Origin of the sequence: Thalassolituus sp. LLYu03, from assembly GCF_050507655.1 — a bacterium.
In the GTDB taxonomy this organism is placed as follows: domain Bacteria; phylum Pseudomonadota; class Gammaproteobacteria; order Pseudomonadales; family Oceanobacteraceae; genus Venatoribacter.
This window is the reverse complement of record NZ_CP191496.1, coordinates 2,648,942-2,674,640: the sequence shown is the minus strand read 5'-3', so window position 1 is coordinate 2,674,640 and position 25,699 is coordinate 2,648,942. Positions and strand designations below refer to the sequence as shown.

The window sequence follows — 25,699 nt, the reverse complement described above, 5'->3', positions numbered from 1 at the left end:
ATGCTGCTATGGCTGGGCGACTGGTTAGCACAGTACCACTCGGGCTTCGGCGTTGTTAATTATCTGACGCTGCGCGCGATTTTATCCGTGATCACCGCCTTAACGGTGTCACTGATTCTGGGTCCTGTGGTTATCCGCAAATTACGCGAATATCAGATCGGACAGGCCATCCGCGAAGTGGGCCCGAAATCTCACCTGAGTAAAGCAGGTACACCGACCATGGGTGGTGTATTGATTCTGCTGTCGATTGCCATCAGCACCTTGCTGTGGGGCAATCTGGAAAATCGCTTTGTCTGGGTTGTGCTGCTGGTCACTCTGTTTTTCGGTGCTATCGGCTGGGTCGACGATTACCGCAAAGTGGTTGAAAAGAATTCCCGTGGTTTACCGGGGCGCTGGAAATATTTCTGGCAATCTGTGTTCGCCCTGATTGTCGGCGCATACCTGTTTTATACCGCACAAAGCCCGCAGGAAACGCAGCTGGTTGTGCCGTTTATCAAAGACGTTATGCCGCAACTGGGGCTGCTGTTCATTCTGCTGACGTATTTTGTGATCGTGGGTTCCAGTAACGCGGTGAATCTGACGGACGGTCTGGATGGTCTGGCGATTATGCCGACTGTGATGGTCAGCGCGGCACTGGGTGTGTGTGCGTATCTGGCGGGTAACGTGAATTTCGCTAATTACCTGCATATTCCTTATGTCGCAGGTTCCGGTGAGCTGGTGGTGTTCTGTGCGGCCATGGTGGGGGCGGGTATCGGTTTCCTGTGGTTCAACACCTACCCGGCTCAGGTATTTATGGGTGATGTAGGCTCGCTGGCGTTGGGTGCCGCGCTGGGCGTTGTGGCCGTCATTGTCCGTCAGGAAATTGTGCTGTTCATTATGGGCGGTATCTTCGTCGCGGAAACCGTCTCTGTGATTCTGCAGGTGGCGTCTTTCAAAATGACCGGAAAACGTATTTTCCGTATGGCGCCGCTGCATCACCATTTTGAATTAAAAGGCTGGCCGGAGCCGCGCGTGATCGTGCGTTTCTGGATCATCACCATCATTCTGGTTCTGGTCGGTCTGGCGACCCTGAAGATCCGCTGAGGAAAGGTCATGTCACGGTCAAATGTCATTAACAAACGTCTTGTTGTCGGTCTCGGGTTAACCGGGCTGTCGGCTGCGCGCTGGCTTAAACGTCAGGGCTTTGCGTTTGACCTGTGTGACACCCGTGAGCAATTACCGAATATTGATGCGGTACGCGCAGAATTTCCGGATGCCGCGATCATGACCGGTAAGCTTAATGGCGATGTTCTGAGTCAGTACGACCAGCTCGTAGTCAGCCCGGGTGTGGCACTGGCTGAACCCGCTATTCAGCAGGCGATTGCGGCCAGTGTTGCCGTGACCGGCGATATTCAGTTATTCGCTGAGCACTGTGATAAACCCATTATTGCCATTACCGGCTCAAACGGAAAAAGCACGGTAACAACGCTTGTGGGTGAGTTACTGGCCGCGGCGGGATTGAACGTGGGTGTGGGTGGCAATATCGGTGTGCCGGCGCTGGATCTTGGCGCTGCTGATGTCTATGTGCTGGAGCTGTCGAGTTTTCAGCTGGAAACCACCGATCATCTGAATGCATGGGCTGGCGTGATCCTGAACCTGAGTGAAGATCATATGGATCGCTACTCAGGTATGGACGACTATCTCGCCGCCAAACAAAAAATATTCAACGGTTGCCGGCAGATTATTGCCAACCGTGATGACGCAACGACTTTCCCGCCGGCAGGGCAGGTCAATATTACGTTTGGTCTGCAGGCACCGGTTGTACGTGAGTTCGGTCTGGTGCGTGTGAAGGGTGAAAGCTGGATCGCCTTTGGTGATGAGCTGATCGTATCGGCATCAGAGCTGCGTATTAAAGGTCAGCACAATCTGGCGAACGTGATGGCGGCGCTGGCGTTGGTTCAGACAATGAATGTTGATCTGAATACTGTGCTGCCGGCGCTGAAGGCCTTTGCAGGTCTGGATCACAGATGTCAGTGGCTGGGTGAAAAAGACGGCGTCGCATTTTACAACGATTCGAAAGGCACCAATGTCGGTTCCACCCTGGCGGCCATCAATGGCCTTGGCCCGGAAATTTCGGGACGCATCTGGCTGCTCGCCGGTGGTGAAGGTAAAGGACAGGATTTCAGCCCACTGGCTGGTCCTTGTGGTGAATTCGTTGCAGAAGTTCTGACCTATGGTGCTGACGGCGGCATTATTGCCAATGCGGTGTCGGGTGATTGTCAGGTGTCGATGCAAGCGACACTGGACGAGGCCTTTGAGCGTGCCTGCTCGCTAGCGGATGACGGTGATGTGATTCTGCTGTCACCGGCTTGTGCGAGTTTTGATCAGTTCCGTAACTACAATCATCGCGGAGAGTATTTCCGTGCCCTGGTGGAGGCCCGCTTATGAACGCGGAATTCCTTCAGCGCATCGACTGGCAAAACCGCCAGCCACTGTTTTTCCCCTGGCTGGCTCTGATGTGTCTTGGCTGGATTATGGTGGCGTCAGCGTCTACCGGCATTGCGGAATACTACACGGGTAATCCGTCGTATTTTGCGATTCGTCATGCAGCCTATCTGGTGATGGGCATTCTGGTGATGTACGCGGTCAGTCAGATTCCGCTGACAGCCTGGGGAAAGGCCGACGTTGTTTTCCTGATTCTGTCGATTCTTGGCTTATTACTGGTATTTGCGCCCGGCATCGGACACGAAGTAAACGGCAGTCAGCGTTGGCTGAATTTCGGCATTATCAAAGTGCAGGCCTCGGAACTGGCGAAACTGGCGGCGGTATTTTATGTCGCAGGCTATCTGGTGCGCCGTCAGGAAGAAGTACAGAAGCAGTGGTCTGGCTTTATTAAGCCGCTGGGTATTCTGGCCTTTATTGTTTTCCTGTTGCTGCTTGAACCTGACTTTGGTGCCGTGGTCGTGCTGATGGGCGCTGTATTAATTCAGTTGTTTCTGGGTGGTGTAAAAGCCGGTCAGTTTTTCCTGTTGCTGGTCGCTACGCTGATTCTGAGCATTATTGTGCTGACGTCAGAAAGTTATCGGGTAGAACGTCTGATGGCGTATCTCGATCCGTGGGCGCCCGAGCATGTGTATGGCACTGGTTATCAGCTGACTCAGTCGTTAATCGCCTTTGGTCGCGGTGAGTGGTTTGGTGTGGGGCTGGGTGAGAGCGTACAGAAACTCTTTTATTTGCCCGAAGCGCATACCGATTTCGTGTTTGCCATCTGGGCAGAAGAAACCGGACTGGCTGGCGGTTTAATTGCACTGGCAGCATTAATGGTTGCCATTGGCCGTATCTGGCAGGTGTCGTGGCAGGCCCAGCAAAAAGGTCTGATGTACGGTGCTTATATTGCCGCCGGTATTGCGTCGCTGCTTGGTTTACAGGTGGTGATTAACCTGGGTGTAAATACCGGACTCTTGCCAACCAAAGGTCTGACACTGCCATTCTTCAGTTATGGTGGCAGTAGTTTGCTGATTTGTTGCGTTATGGTGGGTGTGGTGATGCGTGTTGCTCATGAAACCGCTGAATATCAGGGCGGAGGTGATCATGACAACAACTAACAATATTCTGATGATGGCCGGTGGTACCGGCGGTCATGTTTTTCCGGCACTTGCTGTCGCGCGTGAACTTGCAAAAGACGGTTATCAGATTCACTGGCTGGGTACGCCTTCCGGTATCGAAAACGATCTGGTTCCGGCAGCCGGCATTCCTCTGCACACCATCAATATCCAGGGGCTGCGCGGTAAAGGAAAACTGGGGCTGCTGACTGCACCGGTTCGCGTTCTGCGCGCCGTGTTGCAGGCGCGCAACGTTATGCGTTCTCTGAACCCAGTGGCCGTGGTTGGTTTTGGTGGGTATGTCACAGGTCCTGGCGGTGTCGCGGCGCGGTCATGCGGAATTCCGTTGTTGATCCATGAACAGAATGCCCGTGCCGGAATGACAAATCGTTTACTCAGCCGATTCAGTCAGTGTGTGATGCAGGCATTTCCTCAGGCTATGCCAGAAGCCCTGACCACAGGCAACCCGGTTCGTCAGGAAGTCGTTGCACTGGAAAATCCTGAGCAGCGTTACCGTGCCCGTGAAGAATCGGGTGAGCAACTCAAAGTGATGGTAATTGGCGGCAGTCAGGGGGCTGTTGCCATTAATAATGTTGTTTTCTCGGCGATGGCATCGCTTGCGGAAAGCGAGCGTCCATCGCTGGTGCATCAGGCGGGTAAGCGCAATTTTGACGAGTTACAGCAGCGCTACTCTGATGCCGGTATCAAAGTGAACGTCGCTGCATTTATTAATGACATGGCCGCGGCGTATGCCGACACCGATTTGCTGGTGTGCCGGGCCGGGGCCCTGACGGTCTCTGAAGTGGCAGCCGCTGGGTGTGCCGCTGTGTTTATTCCGCTGCCGTCCGCTGTAGATGATCACCAGACGGCCAATGCCCGTTATCTGACGGACAATCAGGCGGGCGTTTTATGTCCGCAAAACGAATTCAACGCTGAGTGGCTGGCCGACAAATTGCGCTACTTCGCTCAGCACAAAGATCAATTACGGATTATGGCCTGTGCTGCACGTCAGCTGGCCATGACCGGAGCGGCCACCGAAGTGGCTGCGCAGGTAAAGAGGTTTGCCCGTGGGTGATATGAATACTTCGCCAATGCGTCATCTGATTCCGGAAATGCGTCGTATCCGTTGCATTCATTTTGTTGGTATCGGTGGCGCTGGTATGTGCGGCATTGCCGAAGTGCTGCTGAATCAGGGCTATAAGATTTCGGGCTCCGATCTTAAAGAATCGGCGGTCACTGAGCGTCTGCAATCACTGGGTGCGACTGTGTACATAGGCCATAGTGCCGACAATATCCGCGAAGCCGATGTATTGGTAGTGTCAACGGCCATTGATCAGGCAAACCCTGAAGTGGCCGGTGCACTGGAAAAACGTATTCCTGTTGTTCGCCGTGCGGAAATGCTGGCTGAATTAATGCGCTTCCGTCACGGCATTGCGATTGCCGGTACGCACGGTAAAACCACCACCACCAGTATGGTGACGTCGGTACTGGCCGAAGCCGGTCTTGATCCGACATTTGTGATTGGTGGCAAATTAAACAGTGCCGGTACCAATGCCCGTTTGGGCGCCAGTCGTTATCTGGTGGCAGAGGCTGATGAAAGCGATGCATCGTTCCTGCATCTTCAGCCGATGGTTTCCATCGTGACCAATATCGATGCCGACCACATGAGCACCTACGGTGGTGATTTTGAAAAGCTGAAAACCACCTTTGTGGATTTTCTTCACAATCTGCCGTTCTACGGACTGGCAGTGGTGTGCATTGATGATCCTGTGGTGCGTGAATTATTACCGCGCATCAGTCGTCAGACGGTGACATACGGTTTCTCTGACGATGCCGATTACCGTGCAACCGATCTGCGTCAGGAAGGGTTATACACCTACTTCACTGTCCATCGTCCTGCAGGTCGTGCGCCACTGAATATCAGCCTGAAAATGCCGGGTCGCCACAATGTGCTGAATGCCATGGCGACCATTGCGGTTGCGGATGACGAAGGCGTTAAAGACGAAGCCATTGTCAGCGCACTGGAAAAATTCGCCGGTGTTGGCCGCCGCTTTACTGTGTGTGGTCAGTTCGAACTGGGAGATGGCGACGTCATGCTGGTTGACGATTACGGTCACCATCCGCGTGAGCTGGAAGTAACGCTGGATGCTATCCGCAAAGGCTTTCCTGAGCGTCGTCTGGTGATGGTTTTTCAGCCGCACCGCTATTCCCGTACCCGCGATCTGTATGAAGATTTTGTGCGGGTGTTGTCCGGCGCCGATGTTCTGCTGCTGATGGATGTGTATCCGGCCGGAGAAAAAGCGATAGCGGGTGCTGATGGTCGTTCGCTGTCGGGCAGTATCCGTAACCGCGGTGCGGTGGATCCGATTTTTATTGAGCGCGATGAATCGCTCGAACAGCCGCTGAAAAATGTTCTGCGTCCGGGCGATCTGCTGCTCACACAGGGAGCCGGGGATATCGGCAACCTGGCCATTGAATTAACCCGTCAGTTACCCCTGTGGATTAAAGAGGTCAAGGTATGAATCCGGCAGAACTGGGCCGAGTTGCGGTATTAATGGGCGGCACGTCGGCAGAGCGTGAGGTATCGCTGCGCAGTGGCGCTGCGGTATTGGCTGCACTGCAGTCGGTGGGTGCCGATGCGGTGGCGATTGACGTCCGCGCGCATGCCATCGAACAGCTGACGAATGAGCCATTTGATATTGCCTTTGTAGCCTTGCATGGTCGCGGTGGTGAAGACGGTACCATTCAGGGTGTTCTTGAATGGCTGAACAAACCTTACACCGGCAGTGGTGTGATGGCATCGGCGCTGGCCATGGATAAATGGCGTACCAAGCTGGTATGGCAGGCCGCCGGCTTGTCGACGCCAAAGGCATTTTTGCTGGATCAGGATACAGATTGGCAAGCCGTAATCGCTGAACTGAATTTCGACGCCATTGTTAAGCCGGCACGCGAAGGTTCCAGCATTGGTATGCGCAAAGTGCACACCGCGGATGAACTGCGCAGCAGTTACGAATTTGCATCGGGCTACGATGCATTGGTTCTGGCGGAAAGCTGGATCCAGGGGGCGGAATTTACCGTCGCGGTTGTCGATGGTCAGGCGCTGCCACCGATTCAGCTGAAAACCACCCATGCTTTTTATGATTACGACGCTAAATACCAGGCGAACGACACGCAGTATCTGCTGCCGTGCGGTCTGGCTGAAGACAAAGAAAACGAACTGAAACAACTGGCGTTGCGTGCCTTTGACGTGCTCGGCTGTCGCGGTTGGGCGCGTATGGATGTGATGCAGGATGCGGCCGGTAATTTCTGGTTGCTGGAAGCCAATACCGCCCCCGGTATGACGGACCATAGTCTGGTTCCGATGGCGGCACGCGCAGCAGGCATCGAATTTCCGCAGCTGGTAATGAAGCTGCTGGCGGAAGCAAAAGGACGTATTGGTGGCTAAAAAGCAGGACGCACCACGCGGGGCGACGCCACGGGTTGTCCGTGAGCGGAAACAATGGACGTTTAAAATACCCGCTGTACCTGCAGTTGCCTGGCAGTGGATTGCAGTTCCTGTTGTGCTGGCTGGTCTGATTTATGCCATGCAGTGGAGCTATAAAAGCTGGCCGATCACGCAGATTGATGTCAGCGGCCGTATGGCGGCGGTATCGGCCGACGATGTTGCGGCAAAGCTTCAGTGGGTTCGGGGAGAAAGTTTTTTCTCACTCAATACCCGCAAAGTGTATGACGAGGTACTGACCTTCCCGCTGGTACAGCGTGTGGTGGTTAAAAAGCAATGGCCGGGCACTTTGCAGGTAGTGATTACAGAGGATCTGCCGCTGGCGGTCTGGAATGACAAACAGTTGCTGAGTGTCAGCGGGCGTATCAGCGCAATGCCGGCAGCGATCGATACTTCCGGGTTGGCGCGAATGGTGGGTGATGATAATCAGGTGGATATCGCTATGCGTTATTTCCGCCGGGTGCAGCAAAGTCTGGATGAGCGGGCGTTGCAGATTAACGAACTGAAAGTGAATGCCGTCGGCGCTGTTGATATCCGGTTGTCGAATGGCTGGTCGGTCAGTCTGGGACGACAGTATTTTGAAGAGCGCGTTCGCCGTTTGGGCATGCTGTTGAGCCGGTTGCCGCAAGAGCGCGTTGAGAGTCTGGATTTACGTTACGGAAAGGGTGCGGCGATACGCTGGCGCTCTGAACAGGAGATGGGATGATGAGTCAGGTACAACAGAAAAACATGTTGGTTGGCCTGGATATTGGTACTTCCAAAATTGTTGCCATCGTCGGTGAAGTGGATGTCGACGGCAATATTGAGATTGTGGGCCTCGGGTCACACCCAAGCCGCGGTCTTAAAAAAGGCGTCGTGGTCAACATTGAGTCCACGGTGCAGTCCATTAAGCGTGCGGTGGAAGAAGCCGAGTTAATGGCCGGATGTACCATTCATTCCGTATTCGCGGGCATTGCCGGCAGCCATATTCATTCGATGAACTCCCACGGCATCGTGGCGGTTCGCGATCGTGAAGTGACAGCAACCGATATTGAGCGCGTGATTGATGCCGCTCAGGCCGTGGCCATTCCGCAGGATCAGCGCATTCTGCATGTGCTGCCGCAGGAGTACGTGGTTGATAATCAGGAAGGCATTAAAGAACCGATTGGTATGTCGGGCGTGCGCCTGGAAGCCAAAGTGCATCTGGTTACCGGTGCGGTGAATGCGGCGCAGAATATCGAGCGTTGTGTGCAGCGCTGCGGATTGCAGACCGATGACATCATTCTGGAACAACTGGCGTCCAGTTATGCCGTATTAACGGATGATGAGCGCGAACTGGGCGTTTGCCTGGTGGATATCGGTGGTGGCACGACGGATATTGCGATTTTCACCGAAGGTGCTATTCGCTATACGGCCGTTATACCGATTGCCGGTGATCAGGTTACCAATGATATTGCCATGGCGTTGCGTACCCCGACCCAGCATGCTGAAAAAATTAAAATCAAATACGCCTGCGCGTTGACGCAACTGGCACGTGCAGACGAAACCATCAAAGTGCCGAGCGTGGGTGATCGTCCGCCACGGGATCTGTCTCGCCAGGCGCTGGCTGAAGTTGTTGAACCGCGCTACGACGAGCTTTTTACCCTGATTCAGGCTGAACTTCGTCGCAGTGGTTTCGAAGATATGGTTGCCGCGGGCATCGTTCTGACCGGCGGTACCGCGAAAATGGAAGGCGTGGTTGAACTGGCCGAAGAGATATTCCATATGCCGGTTCGTCTGGCGAAGCCTTATGGGGTTTCTGGCCTGACTGACGTCATTAATAACCCGATTTATTCCACCGCTGTCGGCCTTTTGTTGTATGCGGCAAAGCAGCAAAAGAATAAGTTGAAAAATAGTCCGGTTGAAGAAGGTGAGGAAGGTGTTTTCTCACGTATAAAAGATTGGATTAAAGGGAATTTTTAAGATTAAATAACCGCAGCGCGCAGCTAAGGAGATAAGGTTATGTCTCATCAGAGAGAAGGGGATATGTTCGAACTCGCAGACGACTTACAACAGTCCGCAATTATTAAGGTTGTGGGCGTAGGTGGCGGTGGTGGTAACGCCGTTCAGCACATGGTTGAAAACAACATTGAAGGTGTTGATTTCATCTGTGCGAACACAGACTCACAGGCACTCCGCAATGTGACGTCCCGCTCCATTATTCAGTTGGGTACTGGCCTGACCAAAGGTTTGGGCGCAGGCGCCAATCCGGAAGTTGGTCGTCAGGCTGCGATCGAAGACCGTGAGCGTATCGCCGAAACCTTAAAAGGTGCCGACATGGTATTTATCACCGCCGGTATGGGTGGTGGTACAGGTACTGGTGGCGCGCCGGTGGTTGCAGAGGTTGCCAAGGAAATGGGTATCCTCACTGTTGCGGTTGTGACCAAGCCTTTCCCCTTTGAAGGCAAAAAGCGCATGACCATTGCCGACCAGGGGCTTAAGCAGCTGGCCGAGCATGTAGACTCTCTGATTACCATCCCGAACGAGAAGCTTCTGACCGTTCTGGGTAAAAACACCTCATTGCTGGATGCTTTTAAAGCTGCCAACAATGTTCTTCAGGGTGCTGTGCAGGGGATCGCGGATCTGATTACCCGTCCGGGTATGATCAACGTCGACTTTGCTGACGTTCGCACCGTTATGTCCGAAATGGGACAGGCGATGATGGGAACCGGCGTTGCGACTGGCGAGAACCGTGCGCGCGAAGCGGCTGAACGTGCAATTGGCAGTCCTCTGTTGGAAGACGTGGATCTGCAGGGCGCTCGTGGCATTCTCGTGAACGTCACCGCAGGCTTCGACTTGTCACTGGGCGAGTTCAGTGAAGTCGGTGCGGTTATCGAGGAGTTCGCCTCTGAAAACGCGACAGTGGTAGTTGGTACCGTAATTGATCCTGAGCTGTCGGATGAGCTGCGCGTTACTGTGGTAGCCACCGGTCTGGGTCGTCGTGAAGTTGCCGAGGAACCAAAACCGACCAAGGTTGTCGATAACACCGTGCGCAAGTCTGATGGCACTCCGGACTATAACCAGCTGGATCGTCCGACAGTGACCCGTCAGGCAGGTAGCGCCGCGAAGCAGCTGGATGTCGCAGCTCGTCCTGATATGGATTACTTAGACATCCCGGCGTTCCTTCGCCGGCAGGCAGACTAAAGAATGCGCTCTGGCGCATTCTTTTTTTATTGCTATAATGCCGGCTTGGTTAATTTTGTATGAAATTTGCTCAGTATTGGCAGGATTGTTCCGATGATTCCACAACGTACGCTTAAAAATACGATCCGGGCGACCGGTGTAGGCCTCCACTCCGGGGAGAAAGTGTACCTGACGCTGAAGCCGGCTCCTGCGAACACCGGTATCGTTTTCCGTCGTACAGACCTCGACCCTGTTGTCGATATTCCGGCGAATGCCCTGAATGTCGGTGAAACAACTCTGTCTACCACGTTGGTGAAAGAACACGCCAAGGTAGATACCGTTGAGCACCTGCTGTCAGCAATGGCAGGTCTGGGTATTGATAACGCTGTGGTTGAACTCAGCGCGCAGGAAGTTCCTATCATGGACGGCAGTTCTGGCCCGTTCGTGTTTCTGGTGCAGTCCGCCGGTATTGCGGAGCAAGCCGCTCCTAAACGTTTTATCCGTATCAAACGTAAGGTTGAAGTCCGCGATGGCGACAAGATTGCCTCCTTCCTGCCTTACGATGGCTTCAAAGTCTCTTTTGAGATTGATTTTGACCACCCTGTATTGAAGCAGAGTGTGCAGAAGGCCAGCCTCGACTTTTCCTCAACTTCTTATGTAAAAGAAGTCAGCCGTGCCCGTACCTTTGGTTTTACCAAAGATCTCGAGTACATGCGTTCCAAGAATCTGGCTCTGGGTGGCAGTGTGAAGAATGCGATCGTCGTTGACGACTACCGCGTCCTGAACGAAGACGGCCTGCGCTACGAAGACGAATTCGTTAAGCACAAGATTCTCGACGCCGTAGGCGATCTCTACTTGTTGGGCCATAGCCTGATTGGTGAGTATGTTGGTTATAAGTCAGGCCATGGTCTGAACAACAAGCTGCTGCGTGAATTGCTGCAGCAGGAAGATGCATGGGAATTCGTTGAATTTCCTGAAGAAAATGCTCCGATTTCCTACATGCGTCCGGCTGCGGCGGGTTAACGTTCTGAAACAGGATTCCGTTTGAGTATCTTCACACAGAGGCCATAATTGAGTTATGGCCTTTGTTTTGTTAGGCCTTGGAGAAATCAATCGGCGGCTGGCAGCCGACCAGGAAGTAAACAGCTGACTATGAATATCATTATCGTTGGTCGACGTCATGGAGAGTCCCGTACCTACACGCTGAGTGCCTCGGCGCGTACGGTTATGATTGGTCTTCTCTTTGCACTGCCCTTTGCTATGGGGGCGGCTGGCTATTGGCTGGCTGAGCGTCTGGCTGATGAAGGTATTCTGGATCTTAACGCTGCCAAAGCCTGGGAACGCGACCTGAGTCAGCAGAAGCAGGAGCTCCAACAGATTCGTAAGCAAACGGATCAGGAACTCGAGGCGCTGACACTGCGTCTGGCTGAGCTGCAGGCGAAGTTGCTGCGTCTGGATGCTCTGGGCGAGCGTCTGGTTGATGTTTCAGCCCTGAATTCTGATGAATTCGATTTCAGTCTTGAGCCTGCTGTGGGTGGTCCTGGCACACTCGGTGAGGCCTATCAGGTTCCCGAAATCAATGAGGTTCTGGACGAACTGGCCGAGCGCATCGACAGTCGCGAACAGCAGCTGGAAGTGCTCGATGATCTGATGTCGGCGAATAAGCTCAGTGCTGATACTTTCGTTGCCGGCCGTCCGATCAACAAAGGCTGGATGTCCTCACGCTACGGCAAACGTACTGACCCTTTCACTGGCCGTCTGGCCTGGCACGCTGGTGTCGATTTCGCTGGTAAGCTGGGTTCGGACATTGTTGCAGTAGCCTCCGGTGTTGTCACCTGGTCCGGCCCTCGTTATGGCTACGGCAAAATGGTTGAGATCAACCATGGCAATGGCTACAAAACCCGTTATGCCCACTGTCAGGATATCAACGTTGCCTTGGGCGACGTCGTCCGCAAAGGCGATATCATTGCAGAGATGGGTAGCAGCGGCCGTTCTACCGGTCCGCACGTCCACTTCGAAGTTTACAAAAACGGTCGTACCGTCGATCCCGCCGCGTACATCCACCGTACCCCTCAGTAATCTTTCTATTCAACACGCTTGTCATCATTCTGGGTTATAAGTAGCCTACAGCACTTTGGCCCAGCGCCCGTATTTTGTTTTCGGATAACGATAGAACCATGATCGGTAACCTTTTTCGTAAGATTTTTGGCAGTAAAAACAGCCGTGAACTGAAGCGCATGGGCAAGCTGGTAACCCAGATCAACGCCCTCGAAGATTCCATTAAGAAGCTCTCCGATGACGAGCTGAAAGGCAAAACGGCCGAGTTCCGTCAACGCCTTGAAGGTGGCGCTACTCTGGACAGTCTGCTGGCGGAAGCTTTTGCTGTGTGTCGCGAGGCCAGTACCCGGGTGATGGGCATGCGCCATTTTGATGTGCAGCTGATCGGTGGTATCACTCTGCATGAAGGTCGCATTGCTGAAATGCGCACCGGTGAAGGTAAGACTCTGGTGGGTACACTGCCTTCTTATCTGAATGCACTGACCGGCAAAGGCGTGCATGTGGTGACGGTGAACGATTATCTGGCCCGTCGCGATGCTGAGTGGATGCGCCCTCTGTATGAATTCTTAGGTCTGTCTGTGGGCGTGGTTGTTCCTGGCCAGAACCCGCAGGACAAGCGCGAGCAGTACAAAGCGGACATCGTTTACGGTACCAACAACGAATTCGGTTTTGATTACCTGCGTGACAACATGGCATTTTCGCTGGCCGATAAGGCGCAGCGTGAACTCTATTTCGCCATCGTCGACGAAGTGGACTCGATCCTGATCGACGAAGCGCGTACCCCGCTCATTATCTCCGGCCCTGCTGAAGACAGTTCTGAGCTGTATCGCAAAATCAACGAACTGGTGCCGCAGCTTGAGCGCGGTAAAGAGTCTGAAGATGGCAGCGAAGTCACCGGCCACTATGTGGTAGACGAGAAACACCGCACCATCGAAATGACGGAAGAAGGTCACGAGTTCATCGAAGAACTGCTGACCCGCGAAGGTGTGCTGAAAGAAGGCGAGAGTTTGTACGCCTCCTCCAACCTGTCGTTGCTGCATCACGTGCAGTCTGCGCTGAAAGCCCACGCGGTGTACCAGAAAAACGTCGACTATATCGTGCAGAACGGTCAGGTCGTGATCGTCGATGAGCACACCGGCCGTACCATGCCGGGTCGTCGCTGGAGCGATGGTCTGCATCAGGCGGTGGAAGCGAAAGAAGGCGTAAAAATTCAGGCAGAAAGTCAGACGCTGGCGTCGACCACCTTCCAGAATTATTTCCGTCTGTACGAAAAGCTGGGCGGTATGACGGGTACGGCTGATACCGAAGCGTATGAATTTCATCAGATCTACGCTCTGGATGTGGTGGTCATTCCGACCAATAAGGCGATCCGCCGTATCGATTTTAACGACGTTATTTACGCTACGCAGAAAGAAAAATACGACGCTGTGATTGAAGAGATCCGCGAAGTCGTTGCGCAGAAACGTCCGGTACTTGTGGGTACAGCCTCGATCGAAGCCTCTGAGTATCTGTCGCAGCTGCTGACCAAAGCCAAAGTGGCTCACAATGTTCTGAACGCCAAAGAAAACGCGCGTGAAGCACAGATTATTGCCGAAGCCGGTCGTCCGGGCGCGGTCACCATTGCCACCAACATGGCCGGTCGTGGTACTGACATTATGCTGGGCGGTAAATGGGAAGCCGAAGTCGCTGTTCTGGAAGCACCGACTCAGGATCAGATCGACAGCATCAAGGCCGAGTGGAAAAAGCGTCACGACGCCGTACTCGAAGCAGGTGGTCTGCACATTATCGGTACCGAACGTCACGAATCGCGCCGTATTGATAACCAGCTGCGTGGCCGTGCCGGTCGTCAGGGCGACCCGGGTTCAACTCGTTTCTTCCTGTCACTGGAAGACAACCTGATGCGCATTTTCATGTCTGAGCGTATGCGCAGCATGATGCAGGCGCTGGGCATGAAAGACGGCGAATCCATTGAACACCGTATGGTGACCAACGCCGTTGAAAAAGCACAGCGTAAAGTAGAAGGCCGTAACTTCGATATCCGTAAGCAACTGCTGGAATACGATGACGTTGCCAACGATCAGCGTCGCGTTATTTACAACCAGCGTAACGATCTGATGGCGATGGATGATATTTCTGAAATCATCGCCAATATCCGCAAGGATGTGGTGCAGGAAGCCATCGACGGTTATATCGCGCCGCAAAGTCTGGAAGAGCAATGGGATATTGAAGGTCTGGAAAAACACCTCCAGTCGGAGTTCGATATTCAGCTGCCGGTTAAACAATGGCTGGACAGCGAAGACAAGCTGTACGAAGAAAGTCTGCGTGAGCGCATTCTGGACGCGGTGCAGAAAGCGTATGAAGAAAAAGCGCAGCAGGCGGGTGAACACGCCATTCGCATGTTCGAAAAACAGGTCATGCTGCAGATTCTGGATCACCTGTGGAAAGAGCATCTGGCGACCATGGATCACCTGCGTCAGGGGATTCATCTGCGTGGCTATGGCCAGAAAAACCCGAAACAGGAATACAAGCGTGAATCCTTCGGTCTGTTCCAGGATCTGCTGAACAACATCAAGAAAGAAACCATCCGCGTTCTGTCACATGTGAAAGTGCGTCAGGAAGAAGATGTTCGCGAGCTGGAAGAGAAGCGTCGTGCTGAGGCGGAAGCTCAGGCGCGTCAGGCGACTTATCAGCATGCTGCTGCTGAGTCCATGAATGGCGGCGAGAGCGAAGAAGAAGCGCTGCCGGAACCGGCGCCATTTGTTCGCGATGAACCAAAAATCGGCCGCAATGACGCCTGTCCTTGTGGCTCAGGTAAAAAGTACAAACATTGTCACGGCAAATTGTCGTAAGGCTAATAAAGAAATGGCAGTTAACTTTACTGTTTTCGAAAATTTTAAAGCGGTTGATGGTATTCGTGTGGGCATTGCGCAGGCGCATGTCCGCTACCCGAACCGTGATGACATGGTAATTTTCGAACTGGCAGAAGGTACAAGCGTTGCAGGTGTGTTCACCACCAACGCGTTTTGTGCAGCGCCTGTGCAGATCTGCAAAACCCATCTGCAGGACACGGCGCCACGTTATTTGCTGATTAACACCGGCAATGCCAACGCAGGTACCGGCCCTCAGGGTTATGCCAATGCCGTGACCACGTGTGAGCTTCTGGCAGAAAAAACAGGCGTAAAACCTGCGCAGATTCTGCCATTTTCCACCGGTGTTATCGGTGAGCCGCTGAACATGCAGGCCTTTGAGCGCGGAATTCCAGCGGCTCTGGACAATCTGAGCGCGGATAACTGGGCCCGTGCAGCCCGTGGCATTATGACCACCGATACGCTGCCGAAAGGTTACTCCACGCAGTTTGATGTGAACGGTAAAACCGTCACCATTACCGGTATTTCCAAGGGCGCCGGCATGATTATGCCGAACATGGCGACCATGCTGGGCTATATCGCCACCGACGCCGGCATTTCTCAGGCGCTGCTGCAATCCTGGTGTAAAGAGTTTGCCGACTGCTCATTCAATCGCATTACGATTGACGGTGATACCTCGACCAACGATTCCTGCATGCTGATGGCCACTGGCCGCTCCGGTGTGCAGATCAATGATGTTGCAAGTCCGGAAGCTCAGATCGTATTTGCCAAACTGAAAGAAGCGTTCCAGATTCTGGCGCAAGCGATTGTGCGTGACGGTGAAGGTGCGACCAAGTTTGTTACCATCGAAGTGGGCAGTGCAGCCAGCCAGAAAGAGGCACTGGATGTCGCCTATACCGTTGCTCATTCACCTTTGGTTAAAACCGCGATGTTTGCTTCTGATGCAAACTGGGGCCGAATTCTGGCTGCCGTGGGTCGCAGTGGTGTGCAGAATTTTGATCTGGATAAAGTGCAGATTTATCTGGATGGCGTTCAGATCGTGGAAAACGGCGGTCGTTGTGAAAGTTACACCGAAGCCGCGGGTGCGGCTGTATTTGCCCTGAGTGAATTCCGTGTTCGCATTGAACTGGGTCGCGGTAATGCCCGTGAAGAATTGTGGACCTGCGATTTTTCACACGAATACGTGACCATCAACGCTAACTACCGTTCTTAATGAAGTCAGTACACGTTGCGGTTGCCGTCGTGGTCGTTAACGATCACGACATTCTGATTGCCCGCCGCCCGGATGACAAACATCAGGGCGGTAAATGGGAATTTCCGGGCGGTAAGGTTGAGCAGGGCGAATCCGTAACGAGCGCACTGGTCCGCGAACTGGATGAGGAAGTGGCACTGAAGGTAACCGAAGCTCAGATGTCACCACTGATGCAGATTCCGTTTTCGTATCCGGATAAAAGCGTTCTGTTGGATGTCTACTGGGTCGAAGCGAACCTGAACGATGCTTTGCTGGCACATGGTGCAGAAGGTCAGGACGTTCGTTGGGTTGGCTTTAACCGGCTGAGCGAATTTGAATTTCCCGAAGCCAATAAAGCCATCATGGATGCTGTGGTGCAACGGCTCGGCTGATTGCGCTGGATAGAATAGCAAAAGCCCCGCGTGCGGGGCTTTTTTATGGGCTGAATTAACCCGCAGTGACTTTAGTCAGCAGCGTTAATCGCGGTCAGGTCAGGGTTGGCCAACCGAAAAAAACGGCCACACCATCAATCCCAGAATCATCAGCAGCGCGAGTGCCACAGCAAAAAAATCGACGGGCCGCTCCTGAAAGCGTTGCCATAGCGTTGGAACTTCGCCTTTGCTCAGACGCTCTTCATATTCCTGCCGGACGTGTTCGTAACGCTGTTGCTGATACTCGTCGAGTAAGGCTCTGGCCTGTGGAAAATCGTCGTCGTGGCGCAGCCAGATCGCGGCAACAGAAATGCGCCAGCGACCGGCGTCGGTTTCGTAGTATTCGATACCGGCGTCATCCAGCAGGCTGCGGACATCGTCTGCCTCGTCGTCATTCACCTGATTCAGGCGGAATAATAATTTCGCCATTTACCATGTCTTCCATTCACGTTGACGATACTGACGGATAAACGCAGCCAGTAAAATCAGTGCACTGATGCCATACAGAGGCCAGAGACCGGCCTGCATATAAGGTGTCTGACCCTGACGCATTTCGGCAGTACCGGTCAGGGTGTCGCGCACTTCGTACGGCAAGCGTGCCTTCATCTGGCCTTTATTATCCACCAGTGCCGTAATGCCGGTATTGGTCGAGCGCAGCAGCCAGCGGCCTGTTTCCAGTGCGCGCATACGGGCCAGAGCCATATGTTGTTTCGGACCCAGCGAGTCGCCGAACCAGGCGTCGTTGCTGACGGTGACCAGAAAATCGGCGTCGACGGCCATGCGGTTAACCAGATCCGGATACGCAATTTCGTAGCAAATAAAAGGCGCGATCAGATACAGCTCATCGCCGCTTTCTGTGTGGCGGCCCACTTTCAGCAGCGCCTGATCGGGAGCTCCCTCAAGAAAACTCGACATCGCCAGATCAAAGAAGGGCAGCAGGCCACGGATTTGTTTTTCAAACGGCACGTATTCACCGAAGGGAACAAGACGCTGTTTATGGTACATGCCTTCACCATTGCCGAACGCCACAACACTGTTGTGAAATTCGCCGGCCAGTGGCGTGCCGCGTGGGTAGCGGTACGGAATACCGGTGACTATGGTGGTGTGGGTGTCGCGCGCTTCGTTGGCCATCTCATCCTGATACGGCTGAAACTGATCCAGCAACAGCGTCATGGCGGTTTCCGGCCACAGGATCAGGTCGGCATCCCAGTGTTCACTGGTCTGTTGGTAATAGGCGTTTATGGTTGGACTGATCCACTCGCGTAACCACTTTTTATCCTGCGGAATATTGCCCTGCACAGCGGCGACGTTAAGTTCACCTGTGGTGTGGGTCCATTCCTGACTCTGCAAAATCAAGCCGGCGGGCCAGAACAGCAGCGGCAGCAGCCACACCAATCTGCGCTGGCGGGCGGCGAACCAGAGGCCACTGGTGCTCAGCAGCAGAATAAAGGAAATACCGTAGCTGCCGATAACCGGCGCCCAGCCTGCCAGCCAGGTGTCGAGGTGAGCATCACCGGCGAATAACCAGGGAAAGCCGGTCATGAACCAGCTTCTGCACCATTCCTGCAGAAACCAGAACACCGGAATGGTAAGCCCGGCCAGGGTCTGGCCGACGAGCTTCACACGCAGGGCGAACCAGAGCGACGGGAACAGTGCCAGAAAGCCCGCAAACACCGCGACCATAGGAATGGCGAGAAAAGCCGGCGTACCGCCGTGGTCGTGCATGCTGACGTAAATCCAGGATACACCGACACCAAACTGGCCGAGGCCAAACCACCAGGCACGGGAAAACGCCTGGCGCGCGCTGCGCGCTGTGCTTTGCGCAATCACAAAGGGCAGCAGGCTTAGCAGCGCCACAGGCCACCAGAAAAAAGGCGCCAGTGCGAGTGGGAACAGAGCCCCGGCAACGAGCATGATCAGGCGGATAATCCAGGGATTCATAGTGCAGGGCTCACAGGCGGGCGGGCGGCGGTGGCCGCCCGTGGCGTATCAGGCCGGGGTTACTTCCAGCAGGTTGATCTGACGGCTGGTGCCGTTTACCACCTTGAACTGCCAGCCGTCGATGCGGATGCTTTCGTTGCATTCCGGTACACGGCCGAAGTGGTGAATAACGATACCGCCGATGGTATCAAACTCATCGTCAGAGAAACGGGCGCCGAAGTGATCATTGAAGTCTTCAACCGGCGTCAGGGCTTTCACCATGATGATGCCGTCTTCCACTTCTTTGATGTTGCTGTCTTCCTCGTCGAAATCGTGTTCGTCTTCAATTTCGCCGACGATCTGTTCCAGCACGTCTTCGATGGTCACCAGACCGGCGACGCCACCGAATTCGTCGACCACAATCGCCATGTGATTGCGGGTCGCGCGGAATTCACGCAGCAGCACATTCAGGCGTTTGCTTTCCGGCACGAACGTGGTCGGACGCAGAATCTCCTTAAGACGGAATTCTTCGCGGTTATCGTTAAGAATTAATGGCAGCAGGTCTTTGGCCAGCATAATGCCGAGCACTTCGTCCTGACCTTCGCCCATCACCGGGAAACGGGAGTGAGCCGATTCAATAATCTGAGGCAGGTAATCCTGAATTGGGGCGTTGACGTGGATGGAAACCATCTGCGAGCGCGGGATCATGATGTCCCGCACCTGCATTTCCGACACCTGTAACGCTCCTTCAAGGATGTTCAGGGTATCGCTGTCAACGATGCTGCGTTCGGCAGCTTCACGGAGAATAATTTTAATGTCCTGACGGTTTTGTGGGTCGTCAGAAAACAGGTCTGCCAGCTTTTCCAGCCAGCTCTTATGAGAGCCCGATCGGTCGTCGCTCATGATGCCTCGTCAAGGTAAGGATCGGGAAAGCCCAGTTTTGCGAGAATGTCGCGTTCCAGACTTTCCATTACTTCTGCTTCGTCGTCATTTATATGGTCGTACCCAAGTAAATGCAAGCAGCCATGCACCACCATGTGCGCCCAGTGGGCCTCGTCCGTTTTGCCCTGTTCAACGGCTTCCTGCTGCACAACTTGCGCGCAGATAATCAGGTCGCCGAGCAGTTCAATCGGCACTTCCGGTGGTGCTTCAAACGGGAAAGACAGCACGTTGGTTGGCTTGTCTTTACCGCGGTATTCAAAATTCAGCTCGTGGCTTTCCTCTTCGGCCACCAGGCGGATGGTCAGCTCAGGTTCGGCAAATTCGGTGCGGCCTTCGAGCGCACGTTCGGCCCACAGGGCCAGCTGTTCTTCCGACGGCAGGTAGGTATCAAAACCTTCCAGTTCCTCGGCGATCTGCACATCAAGCATCAGGTTCATACGGCGTCCTCATCGGCGGCATCGGTGTCCTGCTGGGCGCGGTAGGCGGCTTTGCGGGCGTCACGGTCCTGTTTTTCTTTGTCTTCAAAGACGTCATACGCTTCCACAATGCGCTGCACCAGCGGGTGGCGGACGACGTCGGCGTTGGTGAAACGGGTGACGCCAATGCCCGGCACGCCATCGAGTACTTCGAGCGCGTGCTTGAGACCGGAATACACGCCACGTGGCAGGTCGACCTGAGTCACGTCACCGGTAATCACCGCTTTGGAGCCGAAGCCCACCCGGGTGAGGAACATTTTCATCTGTTCTTTGGTGGTGTTCTGCGACTCGTCGAGAATCACAAACGAGTGGCTCAGCGTACGGCCGCGCATGTAGGCCAGCGGTGCAATTTCGATGACATTGCGTTCAATCAGGCGGGCAACCTGTTCAAAACCCAGCATCTCATACAGGGCGTCGTACAGCGGGCGCAGGTAAGGGTCGATCTTCTGCGCCAGATCGCCGGGCAGGAAGCCGAGTTTTTCACCGGCTTCTACCGCCGGACGCACCAGCAGAATACGGCGGATCTCGTCGCGTTGCAGCGCTTCTACGGCGGCGGCAACGGCGAGGAATGTCTTGCCGGTACCGGCCGGGCCGACACCGAAGTTAATATCGAATTCACGCACGCGTTCGAGGTAGTCGAGCTGATGCGGACCGCGTGCTTTTACTGTGATGCCCGGGGTTTTGATCACGCGGGCGTCGTAATCGTGCTTTTTGCCGCCGGCGGCCAGTTCTGAGCCTTCCTCCTGCAGCAGCAGGTGGATGAGGTCGGGCGTAATCGGTGTACCGTTGGCGGTTTCGCGATACAGGCGCTGAATCTGTTTTACGGCTCGCTGACCCAGCTTAAGACTGCCTTCGACCGTGAACTTGTTGCCACGGTTGTAAATCGACAGGCCGTAGTGGTCGGCAATCTGCTCGATATGGCTGTCGAAGTGGCCGCACAGGTTGGCCAGACGCTGAGCGTCGTCCGGCTCCAGGGTAAAACTGGTGCTGTGCTGGCCCGGGGTGGCGTGTTGTTGTTCTTCAGGCTGCTGGTCGTGCGGAACTGTATCGGTCAAAAACTGGTTCTCCGTGGGTGCTGACAGCCTTAGTAAGCGGCTTCCGGGTTAAGCAGGATGCCGCGCAGGCTGTTCGGACGGGCTTCTTCAATACGTACTTTCACAAATTTGCCGATGAGGCTGTGATCGTCGGCTTTGAAGTTCACGACGCGGTTGTTCTCGGTACGGCCCTGCAGCTCGCCCGGGTCTTTGCGTGAAACGCCGGTAATCAGGATGGTTTCTTCGCGCCCCACCATGCGGCGGCTGATCTGGGCGGCCTGCTGGGTGATGCGGTTCTGCAGAATCTGCAGGCGTTCTTTTTTCACCTCTTCCGGGGTGTCGTCTTCCAGACTGGCGGCCGGCGTACCCGGGCGCGGGCTGTAGACAAAGCTGAACGAGGTGTCGAAGCCGATCTCGGCGATCAGGTTCATGGTGTCTTCGAAATCCTGCGCGGTTTCGCCCGGGAAGCCGATGATGAAGTCGGAGGAGATGGAAATGTCCGGACGCAGCGCCTTGATGCGGTTGATCTTATCGATGTACATATCGATTTCATGGCCGCGTTTCATGGCGGCCAGAATGCGGTTGGAACCGCTCTGCACCGGCAGGTGCAGGTGGCTGACCAGTTCCGGCACTTCGGCGTACACCTGAATCAGACTGTCGCTGAACTCGACCGGGTGCGAGGTGGTGAAACGGATACGGTCGATGCCGTCGATATCGGCCACTTGCGTGATGAGTTCGGCCAGATCGGCGATGTCGCCATCGGTGGTTGCACCACGGTAGGCGTTCACGTTCTGACCGAGCAGGTTTACTTCACGCACGCCCTGACGGGCAAGGGCTTCCACTTCTTTCAGAACGTCGGCCAGCGGGCGGCTGACTTCTTCACCGCGGGTGTACGGCACCACACAGAAGGTACAGTACTTGGAGCAGCCTTCCATGATGGAGACAAAGGCGCTGCAACCTTCTACCTTGGGCTCGGGCAGGTGGTCGAACTTTTCGATTTCCGGGAAGGTGACGTCCACTACCTGAATGGCGTTTGAGGCTTTGTTCACCATGTCTGGCAGGCGGTGCAGGGTTTGCGGGCCGAAGACCATATCAACAAACGGCGCGCGTTTGATGATGGCGTCGCCTTCCTGCGAGGCAACGCAGCCGCCAACACCAATTTTCAGATCCGGATTTTTGGTCTTCAGGCCCTTCCAGCGGCCGAGCTCATGAAACACCTTCTCCTGCGCTTTTTCGCGGATCGAGCAGGTGTTGAGCAGAATGACGTCGGCTTCTTCCGGGTTGTCGGTCAGCTCCATCTTATGACTTTCACCCAGCATGTCCGCCATGCGTGATGAATCGTATTCGTTCATCTGGCAGCCGTGGGTTTTGATGTAGAGTTTTTTCACCTTGTCAGTCATGACGGAGTTACCGGTCTATACGCATCAGAAAAAGGGGCAGCATTATACTGTGCCTGCTTACTTCATCGCCAGCGCAGACCGGCGCGGTTTGGCGTATGGTGATATAATGTCGCGCCGCTTTTCCGGGCGGTTGTCATTCAGTGGTGAGTCTTCATGAGCAGTAAAGATAAGCAGGATCCGGTTTACCGGGTGGTATTTCAGCAGCAGGGTGAGGTGTGCGAAGTCTACGCCCGCTATCTGTATCAGAGCGATCTGTACGGTTTTGTTGAGCTGGAAGAGCTGATCTTCGGTGATCGATCGCCGCTGGTCGTGGATCCGGGCGAAGAGAAACTGAGGGCAACCTTTGCCGGTGTAAAGCGTACCTTTATTCCGATGCACAATGTGTATCGCATTGATGAAGTGGAAAGTGTCGGCACCCCGAAGGTGACCGACAGTCTGGAGCCGGATGTGAAATCCAACATCAGCCACTTTCCACGTTCATTCCGTCCGCCCCGGGACGAAGAATAACCCTTACTGTTTGCGCATCAGGGCTTCGATAGAGGCCGCGTACTCAGCCGCCTGCTGGTCCAGTGGCAGGTGGCGGATGTCTTCGTGCTTCAGCGCCACGCTGATTTTGTACAGCCAGCGTTCCATGCGCAGTGAAATGGCTTCGGCGTCGTCTTTGCCGGCGTCGAGAATTTCATTGGTCAGGTCGGTGATCACTTCCGCGTGCTGTGCAGCTTTGGTGGCGGCCACGGTCGCTTTGGCAATAGCCCCTTTGGCGCGTGGTGTTTTGCTGATCAGGTCCTGAGCCTGCAGCAGCGATTTCTGCGCGGTATCCCAGCTGATCGGAGCGACAGAAGCGCCGCCTTTGTTCTTGATGCGCTCGAGATCGTCTTTCACCGGCTTCAGCTGAATGTATTCAATGGTGTTGACTTCGACCTGATGCATTTTGGCCAGTAGTACTTTCTGACCGGCGTCCGCTTTGATGGTCTGGTTGTCTTCCATCAGTTCGATCAGATCGACCAGATCTTCTTCCACTTCAGCGTAATCCCGCGGGAAATACTGGTCGGCTTTGATTTCTTTAAGAACCTCACGGTGATCCAGCGTCGGTTTCAGTTGCTTGAGGATGGCCTTCTTAACATCCAGGCCCGCTTCTAATGTTTTCTGCGACGTCATGGCAACGGTTTTAACGATGCCGTCCGGCTCGCCGCTGGTCAGCATTTCCTGCGCTTCCAGCAGTTGTTCCTGTGCCTGTTTCAGGTGACGGGGGGCAAAGTAGGCGAGGTTCTCGCTGCGGCCCAGTTCCAGTTTGGATTGCGCGTGCTGAATGGTGCGTGAGGCAGATTCATCGGCCATTGCGGCTTCGCGTTTGGCGGTCTGAGCGATGGCGTCCTGGTTCACAATGGTTGAGGCACAGCCGGACAGCAGCATCAGGCTGCATCCGGTCAGCAATGTGGTGCGGAGCAACGGATTCATGGTATTCCCCAGTTTATTATCATGTTTTGTTATCAGAGACCCGATGGTAACACCAAAAAATGACATTAATGAATCGTTCTGAGGGCTTTTGTCGGCAGTGGCCTTGGCGCTCCACACAGGGCTTGTCTCCGTGTTTTGGCCCTGCTATAGATACGGTAAGCGAATTCAGCAGAGGGGAGGAACGGGCAGTACAACGCAGGCTCCAATAACCTTGGTAATTAAGGGAGAACACCCATGAATGCTGAGATGCAACCTTTGTTCTGGCGGATTTCGGATCAGGACAAAAGCGGATTTGAGGCCGTGAGTTTGCTGATGCCAGCAAACGCGGATGGCGAAGAAGCTACGGAATATCCTACCGAGGTCAGCTTCCGGTCAAACCGGAGCAGTACCCATCCTGTTGATCTGCGTTGGTCGGAAGAAGATTCCGATCTGTTCATGAACCTTCTTGATCGCCTGATTGAAGCCGATGCTGAAGACAGCATCGAACTGGATATCAGCGACAGTGTGATTCAGGGCATTATCCAGCTGGTTGCTCTGGTCCGTTTCAAATCCCCATGGCCGACCGACGAGCTGACCGGGGATGACTTCATTACCGAGCGTGAAGAACTTGAGGTGGGCGATCTGGTATCACTGAACACCCGCTACGGCTTTACGCTGGCCATCGTGGTGGGCCTGGATTCCATCGATGCAACCTGTGTACTGATGGAGGCGGTGGCAGACGGCGAGCAGGTGCTGATTCCTGATCACAGTCTATTGGTGATTAACCGGCACTACGTGCTGTCGCCGGCCTTCTCGGACGAGGATATGGGCGACGACGCAGTCTACCATTGATCCTCGCCAGACGTTCCGGGATCAGCCCCGGTGCGTCTGGCTTTCTTTGCTGCGCTTGCGCGTCAGCGTCAGCTGGGTCAGCACTTCATAAAATGACACATTGGCCTTTGGGGCCGGAATCTTTTTGGCAACAGGGGCTGCCGGAACAACGGATACTGCGCTGAGGTTTGCGGACATAGCGGTCTTTCCTCTGAGCTTGAGTGAATGTTCATTCATTAGTTGACTACACAGCTGGGTTATCGCAAGCCGGTTCAGGCTTTGATGGCGTCCCAGCACAGGGCCAACAGGTCTTTCTCGGATACTTCGGTGGTAAACATCTGCGGATTCAGATGCTGCTTCTTCGACATCATGATCAGACTGCCCAGTGTCATCGTCTTCAGAATCTCGTTGGGCATGTCTTTGATCAGTAACTGCTCTTTACCTTCATCCAGCAAACGGTCGGTAATTACTGAAATCTTGGCAAAGTCGTGCTCGCGCTGAATCTCACAGATTGCCGGAGAAGCCGACAGCTGCTCCATCAGCGCGCGGTTGCGCGGTACGTCATGCATGAAGTGATAGAAATTCCCCCAAAATGTGAAGAATCTCTGCTTGATGCCGGCCGATTCGTCATACCCCTTCAGACAGGACTCTGTCATATCACGGGTCAGTTCCGTGAATATCTGCGACACCAGTTCTTCTTTGGTCGTGAAGTAGCGATAGATGGTGCCGGCACCGCAACAGGCGTGCTTGGCGACCATGGCCATCGGACAATCCTGCAGACCCTGTTCGGCAATCAGGTCGGCAGTCGCTTCAAGAATTTGCTGGCGCTTATCCATACTCAGGCGTTG

Annotated in this window: 25 protein-coding genes; 16 read left to right on the top strand and 9 right to left on the bottom strand. The window is 54.4% G+C overall.

The genetic code is table 11. The features are described from left to right. From mraY to mutT, 14 genes are all read left to right on the top strand, one after another. On the top strand, positions 1-1,083 hold the full coding sequence (gene mraY, locus ACQUQU_RS12125) for a phospho-N-acetylmuramoyl-pentapeptide-transferase (RefSeq protein ID WP_430459951.1): 1,083 nt from the start codon (positions 1-3) through the stop codon (positions 1,081-1,083). 9 nt (positions 1,084-1,092) lie between these two features. Continuing rightward, positions 1,093-2,427, top strand: a complete 1,335-nt coding sequence (murD, locus tag ACQUQU_RS12120; protein WP_430459950.1) for a UDP-N-acetylmuramoyl-L-alanine--D-glutamate ligase — start codon at positions 1,093-1,095, stop codon at positions 2,425-2,427. After that, positions 2,424-3,584, top strand: a complete 1,161-nt coding sequence (ftsW, locus tag ACQUQU_RS12115; protein WP_430459949.1) for a putative lipid II flippase FtsW — start codon at positions 2,424-2,426, stop codon at positions 3,582-3,584. Before murD ends, ftsW begins: the two co-directional genes overlap by 4 nt. After that, a complete protein-coding gene (murG, locus tag ACQUQU_RS12110; protein WP_430459948.1) occupies positions 3,571-4,656 on the top strand; it encodes an undecaprenyldiphospho-muramoylpentapeptide beta-N-acetylglucosaminyltransferase in 1,086 nt (361 codons plus the stop codon). The genes ftsW and murG overlap by 14 nt, the downstream gene beginning before the upstream one ends. A gap of 1 nt (position 4,657) precedes the next feature. Continuing rightward, positions 4,658-6,103, top strand: coding sequence for a UDP-N-acetylmuramate--L-alanine ligase (gene murC / locus ACQUQU_RS12105; RefSeq protein WP_430459947.1), 1,446 nt, complete (start codon positions 4,658-4,660; stop codon positions 6,101-6,103). Next, positions 6,100-7,026 carry a D-alanine--D-alanine ligase gene (locus ACQUQU_RS12100; RefSeq protein WP_430459946.1) on the top strand — a complete coding sequence of 309 codons (927 nt, stop codon included), beginning with the start codon at positions 6,100-6,102 and terminating at the stop codon, positions 7,024-7,026. Before murC ends, ACQUQU_RS12100 begins: the two co-directional genes overlap by 4 nt. Beyond that, the gene (locus ACQUQU_RS12095) at positions 7,019-7,789 is read left to right on the top strand and encodes a cell division protein FtsQ/DivIB (RefSeq protein ID WP_430459945.1); all 771 of its coding nucleotides are present in this window, start codon (positions 7,019-7,021) and stop codon (positions 7,787-7,789) included. The genes ACQUQU_RS12100 and ACQUQU_RS12095 overlap by 8 nt, the downstream gene beginning before the upstream one ends. Then, a complete protein-coding gene (ftsA, locus tag ACQUQU_RS12090) occupies positions 7,789-9,024 on the top strand; it encodes a cell division protein FtsA (protein WP_430459944.1) in 1,236 nt (411 codons plus the stop codon). Before ACQUQU_RS12095 ends, ftsA begins: the two co-directional genes overlap by 1 nt. A gap of 63 nt (positions 9,025-9,087) precedes the next feature. Beyond that, positions 9,088-10,245 carry a cell division protein FtsZ gene (ftsZ, locus tag ACQUQU_RS12085; RefSeq protein ID WP_430463039.1) on the top strand — a complete coding sequence of 386 codons (1,158 nt, stop codon included), beginning with the start codon at positions 9,088-9,090 and terminating at the stop codon, positions 10,243-10,245. Between the two features lie 93 nt (positions 10,246-10,338). Next, on the top strand, positions 10,339-11,247 hold the full coding sequence (gene lpxC / locus ACQUQU_RS12080) for a UDP-3-O-acyl-N-acetylglucosamine deacetylase (RefSeq protein ID WP_430459943.1): 909 nt from the start codon (positions 10,339-10,341) through the stop codon (positions 11,245-11,247). A 129-nt stretch (positions 11,248-11,376) separates the two neighbouring features. Further along, positions 11,377-12,303, top strand: coding sequence for a peptidoglycan DD-metalloendopeptidase family protein (locus ACQUQU_RS12075; protein ID WP_430459942.1), 927 nt, complete (start codon positions 11,377-11,379; stop codon positions 12,301-12,303). Positions 12,304-12,401: 98 nt separating this feature from the next. Continuing rightward, positions 12,402-15,131 (top strand): preprotein translocase subunit SecA, encoded by a 2,730-nt coding sequence (gene secA / locus ACQUQU_RS12070; protein WP_430459941.1) that lies wholly within the window; start codon positions 12,402-12,404, stop codon positions 15,129-15,131. Positions 15,132-15,144: 13 nt separating this feature from the next. Beyond that, positions 15,145-16,362 carry a bifunctional glutamate N-acetyltransferase/amino-acid acetyltransferase ArgJ gene (gene argJ / locus ACQUQU_RS12065; protein ID WP_430459940.1) on the top strand — a complete coding sequence of 406 codons (1,218 nt, stop codon included), beginning with the start codon at positions 15,145-15,147 and terminating at the stop codon, positions 16,360-16,362. Then, positions 16,362-16,772 carry an 8-oxo-dGTP diphosphatase MutT gene (mutT, locus tag ACQUQU_RS12060; protein ID WP_430459939.1) on the top strand — a complete coding sequence of 137 codons (411 nt, stop codon included), beginning with the start codon at positions 16,362-16,364 and terminating at the stop codon, positions 16,770-16,772. The genes argJ and mutT overlap by 1 nt, the downstream gene beginning before the upstream one ends. Positions 16,773-16,871: 99 nt before the next feature. Here the strand turns inward: mutT and ACQUQU_RS12055 are convergent, their stop codons facing one another. The 6 genes from ACQUQU_RS12055 to miaB are packed head-to-tail and all read right to left on the bottom strand — an operon-like array spanning position 16,872 to position 22,583. After that, positions 16,872-17,240 carry a DUF6164 family protein gene (locus ACQUQU_RS12055; RefSeq protein ID WP_430459938.1) on the bottom strand — a complete coding sequence of 123 codons (369 nt, stop codon included), beginning with the start codon at positions 17,238-17,240 and terminating at the stop codon, positions 16,872-16,874. After that, the gene (lnt, locus tag ACQUQU_RS12050) at positions 17,241-18,752 is read right to left on the bottom strand and encodes an apolipoprotein N-acyltransferase (RefSeq protein ID WP_430459937.1); all 1,512 of its coding nucleotides are present in this window, start codon (positions 18,750-18,752) and stop codon (positions 17,241-17,243) included. A 48-nt stretch (positions 18,753-18,800) separates the two neighbouring features. Beyond that, positions 18,801-19,634, bottom strand: coding sequence for an HlyC/CorC family transporter (locus tag ACQUQU_RS12045; RefSeq protein WP_430459936.1), 834 nt, complete (start codon positions 19,632-19,634; stop codon positions 18,801-18,803). Continuing rightward, on the bottom strand, positions 19,631-20,110 hold the full coding sequence (gene ybeY, locus ACQUQU_RS12040) for an rRNA maturation RNase YbeY (RefSeq protein WP_430459935.1): 480 nt from the start codon (positions 20,108-20,110) through the stop codon (positions 19,631-19,633). The genes ACQUQU_RS12045 and ybeY overlap by 4 nt, the downstream gene beginning before the upstream one ends. Beyond that, entirely contained in the window at positions 20,107-21,204 is a 1,098-nt protein-coding gene (locus ACQUQU_RS12035; RefSeq protein ID WP_430459934.1) for a PhoH family protein, read from the bottom strand. Before ACQUQU_RS12035 ends, ybeY begins: the two co-directional genes overlap by 4 nt. A gap of 29 nt (positions 21,205-21,233) precedes the next feature. Beyond that, positions 21,234-22,583, bottom strand: coding sequence for a tRNA (N6-isopentenyl adenosine(37)-C2)-methylthiotransferase MiaB (miaB, locus tag ACQUQU_RS12030; RefSeq protein WP_430459933.1), 1,350 nt, complete (start codon positions 22,581-22,583; stop codon positions 21,234-21,236). 153 nt (positions 22,584-22,736) lie between these two features. Here miaB and ACQUQU_RS12025 point away from each other — a divergent pair, with 153 nt between their 5' ends. Beyond that, on the top strand, positions 22,737-23,090 hold the full coding sequence (locus tag ACQUQU_RS12025; RefSeq protein WP_430459932.1) for a DUF1820 family protein: 354 nt from the start codon (positions 22,737-22,739) through the stop codon (positions 23,088-23,090). Positions 23,091-23,093: 3 nt separating this feature from the next. On the opposite strand, the gene ACQUQU_RS12020 is transcribed toward ACQUQU_RS12025, so the two are convergent. Further along, positions 23,094-24,041, bottom strand: a complete 948-nt coding sequence (locus ACQUQU_RS12020) for a hypothetical protein (RefSeq protein WP_430459931.1) — start codon at positions 24,039-24,041, stop codon at positions 23,094-23,096. A gap of 234 nt (positions 24,042-24,275) precedes the next feature. On the opposite strand from ACQUQU_RS12020, the gene ACQUQU_RS12015 reads away from it, so the two are divergent. Next, entirely contained in the window at positions 24,276-24,872 is a 597-nt protein-coding gene (locus tag ACQUQU_RS12015; RefSeq protein WP_430459930.1) for a hypothetical protein, read from the top strand. 21 nt (positions 24,873-24,893) lie between these two features. On the opposite strand, the gene ACQUQU_RS12010 is transcribed toward ACQUQU_RS12015, so the two are convergent. After that, positions 24,894-25,049, bottom strand: coding sequence for a hypothetical protein (locus ACQUQU_RS12010; RefSeq protein ID WP_430459929.1), 156 nt, complete (start codon positions 25,047-25,049; stop codon positions 24,894-24,896). Between the two features lie 74 nt (positions 25,050-25,123). Then, positions 25,124-25,687, bottom strand: a complete 564-nt coding sequence (locus tag ACQUQU_RS12005; RefSeq protein WP_430459928.1) for a TetR/AcrR family transcriptional regulator — start codon at positions 25,685-25,687, stop codon at positions 25,124-25,126. Positions 25,688-25,699 lie beyond the last annotated feature (12 nt).